This window comes from Haloarcula sp. JP-Z28 (assembly GCF_011440255.1).
GTDB classification, from domain to species: domain Archaea; phylum Halobacteriota; class Halobacteria; order Halobacteriales; family Haloarculaceae; genus Haloarcula; species Haloarcula marismortui.
In genome coordinates this window covers 25,820-44,203 of sequence record NZ_JAAOHT010000028.1, presented here as the reverse complement: position 1 = coordinate 44,203, position 18,384 = coordinate 25,820, and the positions used below count along the sequence as shown (strand labels likewise).

At 60.1% G+C, this 18,384-nt stretch carries 15 protein-coding genes and 1 pseudogene; 9 read left to right on the top strand and 7 right to left on the bottom strand.

Annotation, left to right across the window (positions count from 1 at the left end; translation table 11 throughout):
• From G9463_RS12035 to G9463_RS12025, 3 genes and pseudogenes are all read right to left on the bottom strand, one after another.
• Window positions 1-484, bottom strand: a pseudogene (locus tag G9463_RS12035) (IS5/IS1182 family transposase); the annotation flags it as partial.
• Window positions 485-589: 105 nt separating this feature from the next.
• Window positions 590-1,339, bottom strand: coding sequence for a helix-turn-helix domain-containing protein (locus G9463_RS12030; protein ID WP_165896837.1), 750 nt, complete (start codon window positions 1,337-1,339; stop codon window positions 590-592).
• Window positions 1,340-1,553: 214 nt separating this feature from the next.
• Entirely contained in the window at window positions 1,554-2,741 is a 1,188-nt protein-coding gene (locus G9463_RS12025; RefSeq protein WP_165896836.1) for an orc1/cdc6 family replication initiation protein, read from the bottom strand.
• Between the two features lie 898 nt (window positions 2,742-3,639).
• On the opposite strand from G9463_RS12025, the gene G9463_RS12020 reads away from it, so the two are divergent.
• The 8 genes from G9463_RS12020 (at window position 3,640) to G9463_RS11985 (ending at window position 14,081) form a co-directional block, all read left to right on the top strand.
• Window positions 3,640-4,134, top strand: a complete 495-nt coding sequence (locus G9463_RS12020; protein WP_004966609.1) for a hypothetical protein — start codon at window positions 3,640-3,642, stop codon at window positions 4,132-4,134.
• 3 nt (window positions 4,135-4,137) lie between these two features.
• Entirely contained in the window at window positions 4,138-5,643 is a 1,506-nt protein-coding gene (locus tag G9463_RS12015; RefSeq protein ID WP_165896835.1) for a UbiD family decarboxylase, read from the top strand.
• Window positions 5,640-7,043 (top strand): UbiD family decarboxylase domain-containing protein, encoded by a 1,404-nt coding sequence (locus G9463_RS12010; RefSeq protein WP_165896834.1) that lies wholly within the window; start codon window positions 5,640-5,642, stop codon window positions 7,041-7,043. Before G9463_RS12015 ends, G9463_RS12010 begins: the two co-directional genes overlap by 4 nt.
• Window positions 7,044-7,213: 170 nt before the next feature.
• Window positions 7,214-8,896, top strand: a complete 1,683-nt coding sequence (locus tag G9463_RS12005) for an acyl-CoA synthetase (protein ID WP_121304377.1) — start codon at window positions 7,214-7,216, stop codon at window positions 8,894-8,896.
• Between the two features lie 45 nt (window positions 8,897-8,941).
• Window positions 8,942-10,108, top strand: a complete 1,167-nt coding sequence (locus G9463_RS12000) for an acyl-CoA dehydrogenase family protein (protein ID WP_165896833.1) — start codon at window positions 8,942-8,944, stop codon at window positions 10,106-10,108.
• Entirely contained in the window at window positions 10,108-11,892 is a 1,785-nt protein-coding gene (locus G9463_RS11995; RefSeq protein ID WP_165896832.1) for an acetyl-CoA carboxylase biotin carboxylase subunit, read from the top strand. Before G9463_RS12000 ends, G9463_RS11995 begins: the two co-directional genes overlap by 1 nt.
• A 2-nt stretch (window positions 11,893-11,894) precedes the next feature.
• Window positions 11,895-13,613, top strand: coding sequence for an acyl-CoA carboxylase subunit beta (locus tag G9463_RS11990; protein ID WP_165896831.1), 1,719 nt, complete (start codon window positions 11,895-11,897; stop codon window positions 13,611-13,613).
• A 3-nt stretch (window positions 13,614-13,616) separates the two neighbouring features.
• The gene (locus G9463_RS11985; protein ID WP_165896830.1) at window positions 13,617-14,081 is read left to right on the top strand and encodes a MaoC family dehydratase; all 465 of its coding nucleotides are present in this window, start codon (window positions 13,617-13,619) and stop codon (window positions 14,079-14,081) included.
• 41 nt (window positions 14,082-14,122) lie between these two features.
• Here G9463_RS11985 and G9463_RS11980 read toward each other — a convergent pair whose 3' ends face one another.
• On the bottom strand, window positions 14,123-14,845 hold the full coding sequence (locus G9463_RS11980; protein WP_165896829.1) for a class I SAM-dependent methyltransferase: 723 nt from the start codon (window positions 14,843-14,845) through the stop codon (window positions 14,123-14,125).
• 42 nt (window positions 14,846-14,887) lie between these two features.
• Window positions 14,888-15,721: a CoA ester lyase gene (locus tag G9463_RS11975; protein ID WP_165896828.1), complete on the bottom strand. Its 834-nt coding sequence runs from the start codon at window positions 15,719-15,721 to the stop codon at window positions 14,888-14,890.
• A 214-nt stretch (window positions 15,722-15,935) separates the two neighbouring features.
• Between G9463_RS11975 and G9463_RS11970 the strand changes: the two genes are divergently transcribed.
• Window positions 15,936-16,811: an amidohydrolase family protein gene (locus G9463_RS11970; protein WP_165896827.1), complete on the top strand. Its 876-nt coding sequence runs from the start codon at window positions 15,936-15,938 to the stop codon at window positions 16,809-16,811.
• Here the strand turns inward: G9463_RS11970 and G9463_RS11965 are convergent.
• Window positions 16,808-17,569, bottom strand: a complete 762-nt coding sequence (locus G9463_RS11965) for an enoyl-CoA hydratase/isomerase family protein (RefSeq protein WP_165896826.1) — start codon at window positions 17,567-17,569, stop codon at window positions 16,808-16,810. The two genes, G9463_RS11970 and G9463_RS11965, sit on opposite strands and share 4 nt — an antisense overlap.
• Window positions 17,570-17,643: 74 nt before the next feature.
• Window positions 17,644-18,300 carry a helix-turn-helix domain-containing protein gene (locus G9463_RS11960; RefSeq protein ID WP_193569605.1) on the bottom strand — a complete coding sequence of 219 codons (657 nt, stop codon included), beginning with the start codon at window positions 18,298-18,300 and terminating at the stop codon, window positions 17,644-17,646.
• Window positions 18,301-18,384 lie beyond the last annotated feature (84 nt).

Genomic DNA, 18,384 nt, shown 5'->3' with positions numbered 1-18,384 from the left:
GTTTCTCAGTCGTACAGTGAACGTCCAGAATCGCTTGGCTTTCTGTGTCGACGAGAGCTGTCGCTTTGAGCGTCTGAACCCGGTAATTCGTCCGACGGCAGTAGTGTTTGCTAGCGTTTTCCCGGTCGAAAAACGTCGCGTCGATAGCGGCGTGACCGGATGGCTCGTGCTCCTGCGCCGAGAGGCGCAGCAGCACTCGCCAGATCGCTGTCTTGATTCTGTCAAACCACTTGACTAGCGTGGAGTGGTCGGGGAGATCGGCCGCGTCGAGGCCGATCTCCCCGAGTATTTGTGGCATCTCGCTCAGCAAATCAAGTGCTTCTCGGTAGGATTTTTCCAGGTAAACCCGCAGACAGTGCAGCGACACTACCGCATACTCGGCGAAGCCGCCACCCCCTTCGGGGGCGGCGACTTCGCCTCGCTCACCAACAGCATTTTTAGCTAACTGAACGACGTTGCTTGTGAAGCGGGAGATCTTAGACATGAATCATCGGCGGTTTCCCGCTTCATCTTCCTAGTTCTGACGGTCGAAGCCGACGCCGTCCAGTGATTCACCAGAGCCCTTTATTGGAATATTCCAAACCGAGCGTCAGCGTGATACCGGCGGCTCTTCGGTCAGTCGCCTGCCTGCGACGTACTGTTTTGCCAACTGTTCCTCGGCCCGACGCAGTCGGTAGGTCAGCGTCGACCGCGGGACATCGAGGTGCTCGGCTAACTCGCCGCCGTCGACTTCCCGGGGTGACTCGTAGTAGCCGTGCTCGACGGCGGCCTGGAGTGCGGCCTCTTGTTCCGGCGATAGAGCGCTCTGTGTCCCGTTGGCTTCTCGCATCGACGCCGTCGTGTCGGCAGTGCGGAGTATCTCCATCTGAGCACGTTCCCCGACGGCCGCCGCGAGCTCGTCGAAGAACGCGGCCACGTTACCGTCGCCGGAGTGAATGAGTCGCCACGTGTAGTGACGCCCCTCGTGGCGCGTCTCGAACAGCACCCCGTCGCCCAGGTGGTCCTGAGCGATGTGGGGAACCGAGGCACAGGCAGGGGTGCGCTCCCAGTCAGAGTAGAGGACGAGCATGTCATCGGCTCGATCAAGGACGCGAGTGGTCTGTGTGGCACCGCAGTCCTCGGTGGCAAGACAGTCAGCGTAGTAGTCGCTGGTGAGGAAGGCGTCCTCGATGGCGGTGAGTGCGGCTGGCGTTCCAGTTGCGTGGTCAACCCGCCAGAGACGGTCAGCAGTGGCGTGCAGCGACAGCGAGCGGACGCGGGCATCGGGATGCTCGGCGAGGGCGTCCGCGACCCTGTTACAGTCTGGCTCGTAGTCAAGGGCGAAGACGAGTTCGCGCATACGCATCATACAGCGCGGTTCGATAAAACACGTCGGCACGGTACTGGCCAGCGCCAGTGAAATCAGAGCACGCCATCGGTATCGGGTAAGTCCTGTATTCGTTGGCTTTCAGTAGGCTGGTACCCGTCCAGAGTTACGTCACTGTGGGTAGTATAGTTCTGCTCTCTGTCTAACAGCGGAACCGGTGGGGTGGCTAACAGCGGAAGCAGTGGGGTCACGGGCTTTTTTTCAGGAGTTCTGAGAGGCCCGTTTTGATTGAACTGATGGGTTGCTCTAACTCGAACTTCTTGTACTTGCCGCCGCCTTTCCCCCGGTTATACTCCGTCGAGGACACAATTCCGAGTTGTGTGAGTTCACCGAGATAGTCACGGACCGACCGCTCTGAAACCGGGTCCAGACCCTCCTCACGTGCTAACTCCTGATATGCACCCATGATATCCCGTGTCCGTGCCGGGGTGTCATCTTCTTCGGCGAGCCCAGTGAGTGCATAGAGAACGAGTTGCCCGTGGTCAGAGTAGTTGCGGATCCCTTCGACGACTTGGTCAGTTTGAAGCCGTTGCCGGGCTTCACGTACGTGGTGTTCAGTTACGAGCTCGTCGTCATACTCTCGAGCAAGGTCGCCGGCCTCAAGGAGGAGATCCAGAGCCTGACGGGCGTCTCCGGAGTCTTTCGCACCGTACGCAGCACACATTTCTATAACGCCGTCGTCAAGGACATCATCCTGAAACGCGACGGCCTCGCGCTGTTTCAGAACTAGCTGTAGCTCATTGGCATTGTATGCCGAGAACGACACTTCCTTTTCACAGAGACTCGACCGGACTTTTGAGGACAACTGGTTGCGGAAGTCGAGGTCATTTGAGATACCGATGACACCCAATTTCGCTTCGGAGATGTCACCGTTCGATCTGGCGCGGGGGAGTTTGTACAGCAGCGAATCGTCCTCAATGTGATCGACTTCGTCGAGAATGATAAGCACCGTTCCGCCCAGATCGTCGAGTGCATCGAAGAGGAATTGATACACTGAAGCCTGTGGATACCCGGTGTTTGAGATTTGATTCGCTGGATCACGAAGCGTGTTGACGATTGCGACCGCGGCCTGATAGCTCGAATTGAGTCCATCGCAGTTGACTTCGACCGTACTGAGGTCTAGTCCGTCGACATCTGCTGCATCACGTTCCAGAGCGGAGAGAAGGTATCGAGTGGCAGCGGTCTTCCCGACTCCGCTTTTTCCGTACAGAAAGATGTTTGACGGGGTTTCGTTGTTGATGACTGGCTGGAGCGCAGCGTGATACTTCTGGAGCTCCTCGTCACGTCCGACAAGCTCCTCAGGTGTCCACTCTTCAAGCAGTGCCTCGCGTTGTTCAAATATTGTGGATGTCGGCGAGAAAGTAATGTCGCTCATTTGTCCATAATTGTAACATGAAATGACTTAACCTTTGGTTCCGCTGCTTCCGCTGTTCGGTTGGCTATATAAGTGGACGACCCCACTGCTTCCGCTGTTAGATGAGAAATGGGCAGCTGCCCCACTACACCCCCACCCCACCGCTTCCGCTGTTAGGAGGGTGGCCAGGTGGTGCGTTTTTTGAGCAACGGGACCGGATAATTATGAGTAGGTAGACAGCGGGGTTGCAGTAACGGAGCGACACACCCACCCCACCACTTCCGCTGTTAGCTCGACAAAACGGGAGTGGGCTGACACAGCCCCACTGCGTCTCCAGTCTGTACGGACCGAGCAACGCTGGTTTTTCCAGTCTATACAGGGCGAGTGTCGCGGTTTTAAACTCTCAGAGGATACACCACCCCCCGCTCGAGGGATTTTTTGAGATGAGGGAGTCGGTATCCCAGAACCTCCCTCACGAATTATCAGTACAGAGTCTGTTGTATGAGATACTGCTGTACGAGACGGAGTACACAGGGACTCCCACCCCACTGCTTCCGCTGTTAGACCTGACAGCCTGCGGTGGCCCATTCGAACTACAACCTCAAAATTTCTAGTGATAATGAATAACCTCAAGTACATCGGCAAAAAACAATAACATTACTACATTACCACAAAATAGCAAATCACCTCCTCCCATGGGGGTGGTGCCGTCTATTTATTTCCTAACAGCGGAAGCAGTGGGGTGGGTGTGTGGAGCATCTCCAACTACAGATGCCGGGATCACAATCTACCGTTGCCACTTCGATCAGATTGTGACGGTGACGTACGAACCGGTGCGATAGTGACGCGACGACGGTACATATATGCCATTGGAACAAGAGGTTGCTAAGAACATCAGCAGACCAACTGAGGGCAGGTAATGTCGAGCCACTACATCACGTCAACAGACCATCTCCCTGAGGAAGCACAGGCAGAAACCACACTACAGATCACGGACGCGCAGACGAAACGCATCTTCGAGGCACGCGTCCGGATTGCCAAGGACCCTGCTGAACTCACTGACCCGGAACCGCTTACAATCGTTGCCGGGCCACACGAGAGCGTCAGCGAGACCAGATACGTCGAACTACTCGATGAGACCGATGCGACCGGTATCGATCACGAGCTCGTAGCCCATCTGGCGGCCGAACAGGAGACGGCGTCGAATATCCTCAACACCCGGTCCGACGATCTGAAGGTACTCTTGCAGTATCTCGTCGAGACTGGCGAGTACGAATCAACGGCCGATGCGCTTCGTGAGGTCGCGTTCGACCACCTCGCCACAGAGCGACCGGCCCTGCTGGACGCCTATGCGGAGGTCCGCCGCGAACCCGATGACGACCCACTCAGGCGCGTGCTCGGAAAACAGGAGTGACAGATGGCAGTCAATTCGCTCCGCGAGTACCTCGATTTGCTCGACACGACCGGCTGGCTTCGGTCCTTCGACCAACCGGTGTCGTGGGACCTCGAAGCAAGTGCAGCGACGATACTTGCCAACATCCGTGACGGACCGGTCCCGGTGTTCGAGTCCATCGCAGGGATAGAAACGGAGTCGAAACTGGTTGGCGACCCGTACCGCGGCCCTCAGACACGCCCCTGGGATCACTTCGCTCAAGCGCTGGGCTTCCCAAGTGGCCTTTCAGGCTGTACGTACTACGACCGAGTGATTGCCCGCCTCAACAGGACGAAAGCGCCTCGAACCGTTGCGAGTCACAGGGCCCCCTGTAAGGAAACAGTGCGGACGGGAACCGAGGTCGACCTCCTGTCGTTCCCGTGGCCATATATCCACGAGGGCGACGGGGGGCGGTATTCTAACCACCACACCATCGTCGCACCGGACCCCGACACAGAGTGGGGGACCTGGTCGAGCCATCGAATGATGATCCACGACAGCTCCCAGGCCAGTCTGCTGTTACTGGCCGGTGAGCAGGTTCCCAACCGCTACTACTACGACTACGAACCGCGGGGCGAACCGATGCCAGTCGCGGTCGTTATCGGTGCAGAACCCACTGTCGAGAGTACTGCAGATATGTGGATCCCGACAGGGCGGAGCGAAGCGGCCTTCGCGGGCGGCCTGAAAAATGCGCCTGTAGACCTCGTCCAGTGCGAAACCAATGACCTGTACGTTCCGGCGACGGCCGAGCTAGTTCTCGAAGGGCACGTTCGACCCGACGACCGGCTTGATGAGGGACCGTTCGGAGACTACTTCGGCTACATGAACGGCCCGCGACGCTCCATGCCGGTGTTCGAGGTCGATGCGATCACCCACCGCCACGAACCGCGGCTACCGTTTTGCGTCGAGGGGAGCGGTGTCGGATACGGACAGAACTCGACGAGTACGCTCCAACTCGTCGCAGCCGGCCCCGACGCGACCGTTGGACTCCGAGCCGCCGGATTTGACGTTGCGATGGCGGTCCCGTGGCGCTTTACCTCCCGCACCGTCTGGGTCATCGCGACCGACCGACCGTATCCGGGGTATCTCCACGAACTGGCGAACTTTATCTTCACGACGTGGGGGATGCTCCACATCGACTTCTTCGTATTTGTCGACGCTGCTGTCGACCCGCTTGACCCGCGGGCAGTGTTGACGGCCATCGCACTTGAGGCTGATCCGGACGCCGACTTCCACCAGTTCGGCGTCGAGCGGATGCCGAAAGTCCCGCTCAACATCTACCAGACGCCCGACGAGAAGGGCAGTGCGGATGTGGGGACTTCGAAGGCGAAGACGGCTAAAGCCTACATCGACGCAACGACTGACGGTGACGCGACGGACACGACGGCGACCGCAGAAACACGGAAGCGAGCCCAAGAGCGGCTGGTCGAAGCGGGACTAGACGCTGCGCGGTTCGACCGGCTCGACGAGCGGGAGGGCAAATCACAGTGATACCGTTCACGCAGTACGTCCGTGGACTGGCCGGCGACGACGACCTCGTCCGACTCGACGGCCCATTCGAGGTTCCGGTTGACGTGCTTGCGGCGGAGGCGCTCCGTGCAAGTGGGCCGGCGCTTCGGTTCCAGCGACCCACAGGCATAGATCTAGTTAGCGGTGTGTTCAGCGGTCCGGACCAGACACAGCACCGCGAGGCCCGGCCGTGGTCGCGGCTGTCGCTCGGCCTTGGACTTGAGCCGGACGCCACGCTTGTTGATCTGCTGGAGACAATCAGCACTCTCGGCCCAACCGGCGAGAATCCGGAGCCGACATATGCGGGGCAGGCAGCCTCGGGGACAGATATCGACGTACAGGACCTGCAGCTCCCGCAGGGCGAAACCGACATGTGGCCCGCAGTGACGCTTGGTGTCGCATCGGTCTCGACCGCTGACGGCACACACTGGGCACCGGTTCACGGCTCGGTTGTGGGCGGCGACACGCTCAGAGTGCGCGTCCCGGACGCGCTGTCGTCGCTTGTTGCTGACGGGACCACGATGACGATAGCGCTTGGCGTGCCGCCGGCGGCGATTACGACGGCATACCTGCTCGCTGTCACCGAGCAAACGACCACGCCAATCCAGTCCTGTGGGGTAACTGGCACCGTTCCGCTCGTCCCGACCAACGGCGGACTCGTCCCGAGTGCGACGGAGGTTGTTATCGAGACGACAGTTGTGGACCGTCAACCTGACTTCCGCCCCGACCGTCGAGAAGGCTGGGAGTACGTCGTTGTGAGCGGGCCGCTCTCACTGTCGGTCGAGAGCGTCCGCGCTACTGACACCCCAGTCATCCCCATCTCCCCGGTCGGCCGCCCACTCGCGGATGATATCCAGCTTACGGGGCTTGCGACCGCCGCAACGCTCTATCACCGGGTCAACAACTACTGGGGTATCTCACCAGTCGAATGGGTCATGTTACCAGCAGAGGCCGAGCTTGGTATCTGTTTCGTGGCCAGTGACGTGTTGTATGGCGGCTTCGAGTGGCAACTCGCGAATATCCTCTTTTCCTTCTCGTCGCTTTTTGACACGGTGGTTATCGTCGACGAAGACGTGCCGCCACAGGATTTCGGCCGCGTTCTGGCTGACGTCTGGCTGAAATCTCACCCGGCTCGCGACTGGACGTTCAGCGAACCGGACGCACCGGCGGCGACACGGCCGCACTACCGAACGGACAATGAAACCGGTTCGCGTCTGTACGTGAATGCGGCATGGGACCCGCGCTGGAAGGAAACGTACATCGCGCCACGGGTCACGTTCCAGAACTCCTTCCCGGGCAACGTCCGCGACGTGGCGCGTGCTCTGTGGGACGAATCCGACACCGGTCTCGAAGACACGAATGAAAGCGGCGCGTCTCGCTGAATATGTCTCCCGAGTGTGTATATATTCAAGGATGTCGTAAACGCATCTGTTTACGCTATACGTAGTACAAATACTACCTACGAAAGAAGCCAAATAGTAATTGGTACAATATATTTTGCGTGGAAAGTAACCGGTACAGTTATACCGGAAACCGGTATTCCGAGCGGTGTATGGTGACCAGCCACAACCTCCCGGACTACGACACAGCACGGCAAGAATTCTCCTGGGACGATATTTACGCGGACGCGGACTGGGATGCACCGAACGACCTGAACATCGGGCACGAAGTTGCCGACCGACACGCGACCGACCGGGGACAGGTCGCACTCTATCAGGTCGGGACCGACGGAGAGCTGTCGAAAATGACGTTCTGGGAGCTTGCTGACCGCTCAAGCCAGTTTGCCAACGTCCTTGACGACCTCGGGGTTGCGCAGGGCGACCGGGTTTTCTCGTATATGCCTCGAATCCCCGAGCACTACGTGGCGCTGGTCGGAACGCTCAAACACGGTGCGGTCTGGGGAAGCGTCAACGAGCGGTTCGGGCCCGATGGCATCTCGTACCGTCTGGACGACTGCGACGCGAAGGTCGTCGTCACCACGACTGACAATCGAGACACGGTCGAAGACGCACTGGACGATGCGCCCGCGGTTGAACACGTGATTACCGTTGACCGCGGCGGCGGCGCACCCGCTGGTGACGTGGTCTTCAATACTGCGCTCGACGGCGCGAGCACAGCCTACGAGATTGCCGAGACCAGCGGGGAAGACGACGCACTGCTGTACTACACCTCAGGAACCACTGGGCTGGCCAAAGGCGTCCTCCACAAGCAGCGCTGGATCGCCGGTGTCGCGGCAACACAAAAATACGCCGTGGATCTTCAGGATGGCGACCTGTACTGGTCGACTGGCGACCTCGGCTGGCTGACGGGTGCAATCAACACACTCGGTGCCTGGTTCTGGGGTGCGTCGCTGTTCACGTACGAGGGCGAGTTCGACACCGACGAGTGGGCCGCCCTGCTGGATGAATACCCGATCAGCGTCCTGTTCTCGGTCCCGACGGCCTACCGGATGCTCCGGGAAAACGAAGACGTGCTTGCCGATGTCGACCTTGATTTACGGCATGCGCTCTCTATTGGCGAACCACTCAGCGCCGGGGTCGTCGAGTGGGGAGAGGACGAACTCGGTGTCACGATTCTCGATACGTACGGGCAGACCGAGACCGGGAACATGATTATCAACAACTATCCGACGATGGAACTCCGGCCCGGGTCGATGGGGAAACCACTCCCTGGAATCGAGGCCGACATCGTCGACCCACAGAGCGGTGAAGTTCTGGAACCCGGCGAAACGGGCGAGATTGCGCAACGAGGAGACTATCCGTGTTTCTTCGCCGAGTTCTGGAACAAGCCCAAGAAAACCCAGCGGGCGTTCATCGACGGTCCCGACGGGAAATGGTATCTCTCGGGCGATCTGGCACACAAGGACGAGGACGGGTATTTCTGGTTCGAAGGGCGGGCAGACGACGTGATCCTCTCTTCGGGCTACCGCATCGGGCCGTTCGAGGTCGAGAGTTCGCTGGGCGAACACGAAGCGGTCGCTGAGGCGGCCGTCGTTCCCAAACCTCACGAAGCGCGGGGCAACATCGTCAAGGCCTATGTTGTGCCGAGCGAGGACGCGGAGCCGTCCGACCCACTCAAAGAAGACATCCAGAGCTACGTGAAAGAAGAGCTCTCCGCACACGAGTACCCGCGCGAAATCGAGTTCCGCGAGGAACTGCCCAAGACCGTGACTGGAAAGATCCGCCGAACCGAGCTCCACGACGACGCCGAAGCAGAAGCTGAAGTCGAATCCTGACACAGGGTATCAAGCAGTACGAGTGCCAACGCAGACACAACCACAATGAATTTCGAAGCTACAGAGGAACGCTCGATGATTCGGTCGACCGCAGCGGACGTGGCGGCCGAGTACGGACCGGAGTACTGGCGCGAAAAAGAAGAAGCAGGCGAGTTCGGAGAGGCATTCTGGAACGAACTGGCTGCAGCCGGCTTCCACGGCCTGCTGGTCCCGCCGGAGTACGAAGGGGCCGGGATGGGCATCCAGGAGATGGGGCTGGTCATGGAGACGCTCTGTGCCGAAGGCTGTGGCATGGCGGGCACGTGGTATCTGGTGCTCACCGCCGGCATGGCTGCTGTCGGTATCAGCGAGAACGGGACAGAAGCGCAGAAACAGACCTATCTGCCGGACATCGCTAACGGCAAGCGAAACTTCTCTATCGGTATCACAGAGCCTGAAGCCGGGACAAACACGCTGAACGTCGCGACCCGTGCCGAGAAAGACGGCGACGAGTACGTGCTGAACGGGAACAAGGCCTGGATTACCTTCGCCGACCGGGCTGACAATATGATTCTCGTCACGCGCACGACCCCACGTGACGAGGTTGAGCGCGGGACTGACGGCATAAGCCTGTTCATCGTCGATATGGACGACCCCAACATCGACGTGTCTCCGATTCCCAAACACGGTATCAATTACTCGAAGTCCTGTGAAGTCTTTATCGAGGACGTTCGGGTCCCCGAGGAGAACCTGCTGGGCGAGGAAGACGACGGCTGGTGGACCCTGGTCGATATGCTGAACCCGGAACGTATTGGCTTTGCCGCCGCCGGGACCGGTATCGGCAAACTAGCCGCGGACACTGCTATTGAGTACGCCAGCGACCGGGAGGTGTTCGATGCGCCTATCGGGAGCCATCAGGCGGTCTCGTTCCCGATCACCAAGGCGTACGCCCGTATGGAAACGGCGGCACTCATGCGTGAGAAGGCGTCATGGCTCTACGACCAGGGCGAAGAGTGTGGATACGAGACAAACGTCGCGAAGGCGACAGCCGTCAGTGCTGGTATCGAAGCGGTCAAACAGTCGATGCAGGCGTTTGGTGGCTGGGGCTACGCGAAGGAGTATGACGTCGAGCGCTGGTGGCGTGAAATCAACCTGACACGGTTGGCCCCAGTTTCCCAGCAGATGGCGTACAACCATATCGGCCAGCACCTCGGCTTCCCCAGATCCTACTAATGTTCGAGAAAGTCCTTGTCGCAAACCGCGGCGAAATCGCGGTTCGTGTGATGGCTGCGTGTGAAGAGCTGGGTATCGAAACGGTCGCCGTCTACAGCGACGCCGACCGCAACGCCGGCCACGTTGAGTACGCCGACGACGCATACAACGTCGGCCCGGCACCTGCAAGCGAGTCGTACCTCGACCAGACAGCGATCCTCGATGTCGCTGAGCGGGCCGGGGCCGACGGAATCCACCCCGGGTACGGCTTCCTCGCCGAAAACGCCGAGTTCGCTAGCCGCGTCGAAGCTACCAACGGCATCACGTGGGTCGGTCCGCCAAGCGACGCGATGGAGACGCTGGGCGAAAAGACGAAAGCCCGGACAGTGATGCAGGACGCCGGTGTCCCAGTCGTCCCCGGCACAACGGATCTGGTCGACGAGCCAGCGGAAGTGCGGGAACTGGGTGCAGAGTACGGCTACCCCATCGCAATCAAGGCTGAAGGCGGCGGTGGCGGTCGTGGCATGAAGATCGTTCGGAGCGAGGCCGAAGTTGCGGAGGCGCTCAAAAGCGCAAAACGCGAGGGGGAAGCGTATTTCGGCAATGACTCGGTGTACGTCGAAAAGTATCTCGAAGCCCCAAAGCACGTCGAAGTGCAGGTGCTTGCGGACGAACACGGCAATGTCCGCCACCTCGGCGAGCGCGATTGCTCGCTGCAACGTCGCCAGCAGAAAGTCATCGAGGAAGCCCCGAGTCCAGCGCTTGACGCCGAACTGCGTACGGAGATCGGGGCGGCCGCCAGACGCGGTGTCAGTGAAGCCGGGTACACGAACGCCGGGACCGTGGAGTTCCTCGTCGAAGACGGGGAATTCTATTTCATGGAGGTGAACACCCGAATTCAGGTCGAACACACCGTCACTGAAGCAGTGACCGGGATCGATATCGTTCGCTGGCAGCTCCGGGTCGCTGCAGGCGAGCGACTGGACTTTACACAGGACGACGTGTCGATAGACGGGCACGCCGTCGAGTACCGGATCAACGCGGAGAACCCGGCGGAAGACTTCGCGCCGACGCCAGGGCCGCTAACGACGTACGCGCCGCCAAGCAGTATCGGTGTCCGGCTCGACCACGCGGTCTCCCAGGGCGACGATATCGGGGGCGACTACGACTCGATGATCGCGAAGCTCATCGTCGCTGGCGAGGACCGGGAGCACTGTCTGGACCGGTCAAAGCGTGCTCTTGACCATTTCACTGTCGAGGGGGTCCATACCACCATCCCGTTCCATCGGTTGATGCTGGATGACGACACCTTCCGCGCCGGGACGCATACAACAAAATACCTCGACCAGGAACTCGCCGACGATGCCCTCGACGCGGCTGTTGCACGATGGGGGACTGACGAGGTCGGTGGCGACGCCTCGGCGGCGTCGACGGATCAAATCGCTGTCGAAGTCGATGGGAAGCGCTTCGATGTCGTCGTTACGGACGGACTGCCCCGCATCTCCCGTGATGGCAACGCCAGTGGCGGCTCCGGCAGTGGCACTTCGGGCGGCAACTCATCCGGTGGTGGCACGGTGGACGTGACCACGTCGGGTGCGATTACAGCCGAGATGCAGGGCACTATTCTTTCGACTAAAGTTGCACCCGGTGACGATATTGCTGCGGGCGATGTCGTCTGCGTGCTGGAGGCGATGAAAATGGAAAACGACGTGGTGGCATCTGCGGGCGGCACTGTCGCATCTGTCCCGGTCGCAGAGGGCGATTCCGTAGACATGGGTGACACCCTGGTTGTACTGGAGGAATAAGTATGCAAGTCAAAATTTCAGACGACGCGACCGAATCGGAAGCACAGGCCATTGCCGAGGCGCTGGCGACACACTTCGAGGACGACATTACCCTCGTTGTCGACGGCGGCGAAACGGTCAGCAGTGCCACGTACGACGGCACTCGGCAGGATGAATCCACGGACCCAGTTGAGGACGACCTCGGCCCGACCGAACGCGAGGAGGCCCTGCGCGAGGAGATTGAAGAGATCCTCGAAGGCGGGCCGGAAAAGTACAAAGAGCAGTTGCCTGAGGAGGGCAAGCTGTTCGTCCGGGACCGTATCGACCTGTGGTTCGGTGACGATTTCCTGTTCGAAGACGGGAAATTTGCGGAGTTCGACGCCGACGACCAGCTCCCGACCGACGGGCTCATCACGGGGGCCGCGGAGTTCGAGGGCCGTGACCTGCATTTCATGGCCAACGACTACACGGTCAAACGCGGCAGCATGGCCGCAAAGGGTGTCGAGAAGTTCCTCCGGATGCAACAGCGGGCGCTGAAAACCGGGCGACCGGTGCTGTATCTGATGGACTCCTCGGGGGGTCGTATCGACCAGCAGACGGGCTTTTTCGCCAACCGCGAAGGTATCGGAAAGTTCTACTACAATCACTCGATGCTCTCTGGGCGGGTCCCGCAGATCTGTGTGCTGTACGGTCCCTGTATCGCCGGCGCGGCCTACACGCCCGTCTTCGCGGATTTCACCGTTATGGTCCGGGATATGAGCGCAATGGCGATCGCCAGCCCCCGGATGGTCGAAATGGTCACCGGCGAAGAGATCAGTCTCGAAGAACTCGGTGGCCCTGACATCCACGCACAGCACTCCGGGAGTGCGGACCTCATCGCCGACGACGAGGAACACGCCCGCGAACTCGTTGCGCAACTCATCAGCTATCTGCCCGACAACGCCGACGAAGACCCACCACAAACCAGCGGGACGGCCCCGAAGCGCTCGCCGGAGGGTATCGATGCCGTCGTGCCAGAAAAGCCCAACAAGGGCTATGATATGTTCGACGTGATCGAGCGAGTCGTCGATGCTGGGTCGACACTCGAACTCCGGCCCGAGTACGGCAAGGAGATAATCACGTCATTTGCCCGGATAGACGGCCGGCCAATCGGCGTCATTGCCAATCAGCCAGCCCAGCGCGCGGGAGCCATCTTCCCGGACGCAGCGGAGAAAGCCGCCCAGTTCATCTGGACCTGTGACGCCTACAACATCCCGCTGTTGTATCTCTGTGACACGCCGGGGTTCATGGCCGGGTCAGGCGTCGAGAAGGAAGGTATCCTCGAACAGGGCAAGAAGATGATCTACGCCACGTCTTCGGCGACAGTGCCCAAGCAGTCCGTTGTGGTCAGGAAGGCCTACGGTGCGGGCATTTACGCCATGTCCGGTCCCGCCTACGACCCCGAGTCGACGATCGGGCTTCCGAGCGGGGAAATCGCTATAATGGGGCCCGAGGCGGCTATCAACGCCGTCTACGCACGGAAGCTCTCCGAGATCGATGACGAGGACGAACGACAGCAAAAGGAGCAAGAACTCCGCGAAGCCTATCGCGAGGATATCGACATTCATCGAATGGCCAGCGAAGTTGTCGTCGACGACATCGTTCCGCCCAGCGACCTCAGAACGGAACTGACGAACCGGTTTGCGTTCTACGAGACCGTCGAGAAAGACCTGCCAGACAAGAAACACGGAACCATCCTCTGAGCTATGACAGGACTTTATTACGAAGAGTTCGAGGTCGGCGAGACCATCGAACACGAGAAGCGCCGCACGATCAGCGAGCGCGACAATCAACAGTTCTGTGATATGACGATGAACCAGCAGCCGTTGCACTTAGACGCCGAGTTCGCGGGCGAGACGGAGTTCGGCGAGCGACTGGTCAACGGGCTCTACACCATGAGTTTAGCTGTCGGACTGACAATCCCGGAGACGACCGATGGCACTATCGTCGCGAACCTGTCCTACGACAGCGTCGAGCATCCGAACCCGGTATTTCACGGCGACACCATCCGCGTGCAGTCGACCGTGACCGACAAACGCGAGACTAGCGACGGTGACCGAGGCATCGTCACGATGCACGTCGAGGTGTTCAAACTCACAGATTCGGACGATGTCCTCGTCTGTGAGTTCGACCGGACCGTGCTGTCACTGCGACGCGATACCGCCGAGTGACGCCGGGACCGGTTGACGGACGAAGCCCGGGTCCCAGTCGCCTACTCTGGGACACCGATGACCCACCGCCATCGTTGCTCGAACGTCCCATTGAGAGAGCTGAGGAGTTCACGGGCTCGCAGAACCCGTTCTTCGGTGTCGAGCTTTGGATAGAGCCGTGCGGCCATCGCGGGAATCGCGTGGAACAGCCGGATGTTTTCGGCAGTCGTCGAAAACCGCCACGTTCCTGTCGTCGTTGAGAACTCACCCGCGAGGGCGTCTTGGAGAGCCGATGTGTCAGTCGGGGAGCGTGACTCGCGCTCAAACTGTTCGAACACGTCCGTGCCGTCAGGACGGAACCAGCCAAGCGGCGCGACGGCCCCGACCACCCCACCAGACCGGAGCACTCTGGCGGCCTCCCGCACTGCGGCCGCTGGCTCGGGGACCAAAAAGAGCGAAGCGGTAAACGCCACCCCGTCGACTGACTGGTCACAGAGCGGCAGGTGGTCGAAATCAGCTTGCAGTCGGGCAGTGGACTCGATTTCGCTCAGCATCTCGCGGCTGATGTCGAGCGCAACAGTCTCCGCTGCTGTCTCGGTGAATACGCGTGTGCTCACACCTGTGCCTGCGCCCGCATCGAGCACTGTCTCAAGCCCATCGTCAGCATGAGTGCTCATCTCGACGGCGAGCAGGCGTGCGAGCGACGTGAAGCGATTGGTCCGCCGCTCGTAGGCCGTGTAGGCGTCGACGCTGGCATCGAAGTTCTGCCGGACGACGGCTTTCATACACGACAGCACAGTCAGGTCCCGGATAGGTGTTGTCGTTGGCTACCGCTGCCCGGCCTCGCGAGCGCGTTCGAGGACACGCTCTGCCTGTGCGATAAGCGGTGCGTCGATCATCTCCCCGTCGACTTCGAACACCCCAGCATCTGTTTCTTCGTCGGCCGCGATGATGCGTTCGGCCCATGCTATCTCCTCGTCACTTGGGGTAAACGCGTCGTTGATGACTGCGACCTGATCTGGGTGGATTGCCATCTTCCCGTCGTACCCGAGTTGGGCAGCGAACTCAGTTGCGTCACGGAGGCCATCCAGATCGCCGTATTCCGGGTAGATCGTATCGATTGCATCGATTCCCGCGGCGCTGGCCGCAACGACGACTCGCTGGCGTGCATAGAGCACCTCCCGTCCATCGCTGGTGCGACTCGCACCGAGGTCGGCTGCAAGGTCCTCGGCCCCAAAGAGGAGGGCATCGGTCGGGTCGGCGGCTGCAATCTCCGCCGCGTTGAGGACGCTGGCGGCCGATTCCACTAGCGCAAGCACCGGGAGATCCGCATTGTACTCCCCGAGGAGCCGTTCCAGTGCCGAGATGTCCTCGGCCGAACTAGCTTTCGGGAGCATCACACTGTCGGGACTGGTGTCCGACAGTATCCCCCCGAGGTCGGCTGTGGCGCTAACTCCCACGGGATTGATACGAACGCAGATGTGGCTGTTCGAGTTGACAGCCGAGAGTACCGACTGAACCGATTCACGTGCCTGTTCTTTATCAGCCGGTGCAACCGCATCCTCGAGGTCGAAGACGACGACATCAGCGTCGCCACCGGCCGCTTTCCGCATTAACTCCGCATTGTCTCCCGGCGCAAACAGAACACTGCGACGAACCATAGCTGTGCGTTCACCCCCCAGCAGTAAGATGGTAGGGGATAGACGCCCGGCCATGCACAGGATGACCGTGGGTCTGGCGACTCGTTCCCTGTCGCGATCAGTACGCCGCTTCGTGAATCAGCTATCGGTATCACAACTATCCGTCTACTTCGGTGGGTCTGCTGCACGGCACAAACAGCATGGATTTTTATGACACTGGGTAAAATCTCTCTCTGTGACAACTGACCTCCCGGGTGTCGCCGACAGGCAACTGCTCGACACGCACGCGCACCAACCGACCAGTGAGTTCCTCCACGACGCCGGCGGCGAAATGATGCAAGACGCCGCCGACCGGTTCGGCACTGATCTGGAGACGTGGGACTACGACGAAATGCTCGCGGAGTACCACGAGGCGGGCGTCGGTGGTGCTGTCCTGCTTGGCTGGGACGCGGAGACGAACACCGGGAACCCACCCGTCCCGAACGACTACGTCGCTGAGGTCCGGGACGAGTATCCCGACTTCTTCGTCGGGTTCGGGAGCGTCGACCCACTGAAAGACGACTGCGTGCAGGAGGCGATCCGGTGCGTTGAGGATCTAGACCTTTCGGGGTTCAAATTCCAGCAGATCGCACAGGGCTTTGACCCCTCAGATGAACGCCACGACCATCTGTGGAGTACCATCGAAGACCTCGGCGTCCCCGTTGTCTTCCACGGCGGGAACTCGACACTGGGAGCCTGTAGCGCCGGCGGTCGCGGCCTGAAAATCAAGTACGGCAACCCGATGCTTATCGACGACGTGGCTGCTGCACATCCGGACCTCGATATCCTCATCGCCCATCCCGCCTTCCCGTGGGAGAAAGAGCAGCTGGCCATCTGCCAGCAGAAGGGCAACGTGTACATGGACCTCTCCGGCTGGGTGCCGAAGTATATCGACGATCAGGTACTCCACTACGCCGGCACGGTCCTCAAAGACAAGGTGATGTTCGGCACCGATTATCCGATGATCGACCCAGAAACGTGGCTCGAATCGTTCGCTCGCGACACTGACTTTGATACGGATGTCCAGCGGAAGATTCTGTTCGAGAACGCACAGGAGTTTTTCGACCGCTAGTCGAAATCCGGGGTTCGGCCGTCCAGAAACGCCTCGACACCACGTGCATGTGCCGGCGTATCGTACGCCAGTGATTGGATGCGTGCTTCTCGACGCAGCCCGGTTTCCAGGGGCTGGCCGATGTTGTCGTGGATCGCTTCCTTCGCCAGCCCGAGGTTCTCCGTTGGCTGTGCCTGAAGCGTTTCGAGCAGGTCAGCTGTCCGCGCATCAAGCTCGGCCGGGTCGATAGCCTCGTTGATCAGATCCATTTCGGCGGCGCTCTCGGCGTCGATCAGCTTCCCGGTGAACGCGAGCTCTTTGGTTTTCCTGAGACCGATCAGCCGGGGAAGTATGGCGGTTGCGCCCATGTCTGGCACGAGGCCGACGCTGATGAACGATGCACCGAACCGCGCGGAACTGGCGGCGTACGCGAAATCAGCGACGGCCACCAGCGACAGCCCGGCACCGACTGCGTCGCCGTTGACCTTCGCGACGACAGGCACGGGTGCCGAGAGGATATTGCTGGCGACCCGGCCCAGTGTTGTCCGGACTCGCTCGTAGGCTTCCGTTGTCGATTCTTCCCGCTCGCTCATCGCCTCGATATCCCCGCCAGCGCTGAACGAATCACCGTCGCCAGTGAGGAGGACGGCGTCGTGCGTCGCCGGGTCGAGATCCTCGAGCGCATCGGCTAATTCAGTAGCGACCGCTGCCGTCATCGCGTTTTTCGAATCTGGACGGTCGAATACGATTCGTCGAACAGCGCCGTCTTCAACGCGCATGGTCGTACTCACACGCCCGGGTACTTTAACTCCGAACCCGTCTCTCTCTGTCGTCGCCTGGTCGGCCGTCGTCGTTACTCTCCACCGTCTCCCGGATGGCCGTCACCGACGCCGCCGAACAGCTGTGTGAACAACGAGTGCTGTGCGCGATGAAGTCGTTCGAGGAATGCAGACTTACTGATCCCGAGCTCGCCAGCGACTTCGCTCGCAGTCGTCTGTCGTGGGACGACAAAGTAGCCCATCTCGACTGCGTATCGGAGACTCTCCTCCTGTGCCGGGGTCAGGTCCCATTGCTGTGCGATAGACGCGTCTTCTGTTGCACGCAGTGCGTACACCCGCTGTAGTTTCACGCCGACAGTTTCACCGGCCGTCTCCATGACTGTCTGGAGAATCTCGTGCCCAACCACAGCACCAGCTAAAACCGCGTTCCCGTCCCGATACGTCAGCGATTCTACCATGAACCCCGCGCTAATGAGTTTATGCACAACACACTGCTGGAGTGACAGGCATCGATAGTTATACCGCCCCTCGGTAACTGACTGGTAGAGATAGCGGATCCGGTCGTCTCCGTCGAGGTAGTCTTTGAGGTCGTCGCTCGCCTGTGCGCTGAACCGCAGCAACACGTTACTGTCCTCCCGGAGGAGCGGCGGGGCCGCCTCGATGGGTGTCCCCGTGACACTGCTCGCATCTGCCAGTGGGCAGTCGTCACCCTCGATGCGAAACTCGACCATCAGGCACTCCTCTATCATTGCCTCGCACATGTGCGGACGTACTTATAAAACCCGCCTATATGGGGGCAAATTAGTAAGAACATT

What these genes read in the sequence shown, in the direction of transcription:
- G9463_RS12030 (WP_165896837.1), bottom strand. Translation starts at nt 1,339, where the DNA reads ATGCGCGAACTCGTCTTCGCCCTTGACTACGAGCCAGACTGTAACAGG.
- G9463_RS12025 (WP_165896836.1), bottom strand. Translation starts at nt 2,741, where the DNA reads ATGAGCGACATTACTTTCTCGCCGACATCCACAATATTTGAACAACGC.
- G9463_RS12020 (WP_004966609.1), top strand. Translation starts at nt 3,640, where the DNA reads ATGTCGAGCCACTACATCACGTCAACAGACCATCTCCCTGAGGAAGCA.
- G9463_RS12015 (WP_165896835.1), top strand. Translation starts at nt 4,138, where the DNA reads ATGGCAGTCAATTCGCTCCGCGAGTACCTCGATTTGCTCGACACGACC.
- G9463_RS12005 (WP_121304377.1), top strand. Translation starts at nt 7,214, where the DNA reads ATGGTGACCAGCCACAACCTCCCGGACTACGACACAGCACGGCAAGAA.
- G9463_RS12000 (WP_165896833.1), top strand. Translation starts at nt 8,942, where the DNA reads ATGAATTTCGAAGCTACAGAGGAACGCTCGATGATTCGGTCGACCGCA.
- G9463_RS11995 (WP_165896832.1), top strand. Translation starts at nt 10,108, where the DNA reads ATGTTCGAGAAAGTCCTTGTCGCAAACCGCGGCGAAATCGCGGTTCGT.
- G9463_RS11990 (WP_165896831.1), top strand. Translation starts at nt 11,895, where the DNA reads ATGCAAGTCAAAATTTCAGACGACGCGACCGAATCGGAAGCACAGGCC.
- G9463_RS11985 (WP_165896830.1), top strand. Translation starts at nt 13,617, where the DNA reads ATGACAGGACTTTATTACGAAGAGTTCGAGGTCGGCGAGACCATCGAA.
- G9463_RS11980 (WP_165896829.1), bottom strand. Translation starts at nt 14,845, where the DNA reads ATGAAAGCCGTCGTCCGGCAGAACTTCGATGCCAGCGTCGACGCCTAC.
- G9463_RS11975 (WP_165896828.1), bottom strand. Translation starts at nt 15,721, where the DNA reads ATGGTTCGTCGCAGTGTTCTGTTTGCGCCGGGAGACAATGCGGAGTTA.
- G9463_RS11965 (WP_165896826.1), bottom strand. Translation starts at nt 17,569, where the DNA reads ATGCGCGTTGAAGACGGCGCTGTTCGACGAATCGTATTCGACCGTCCA.
- G9463_RS11960 (WP_193569605.1), bottom strand. Translation starts at nt 18,300, where the DNA reads ATGGTCGAGTTTCGCATCGAGGGTGACGACTGCCCACTGGCAGATGCG.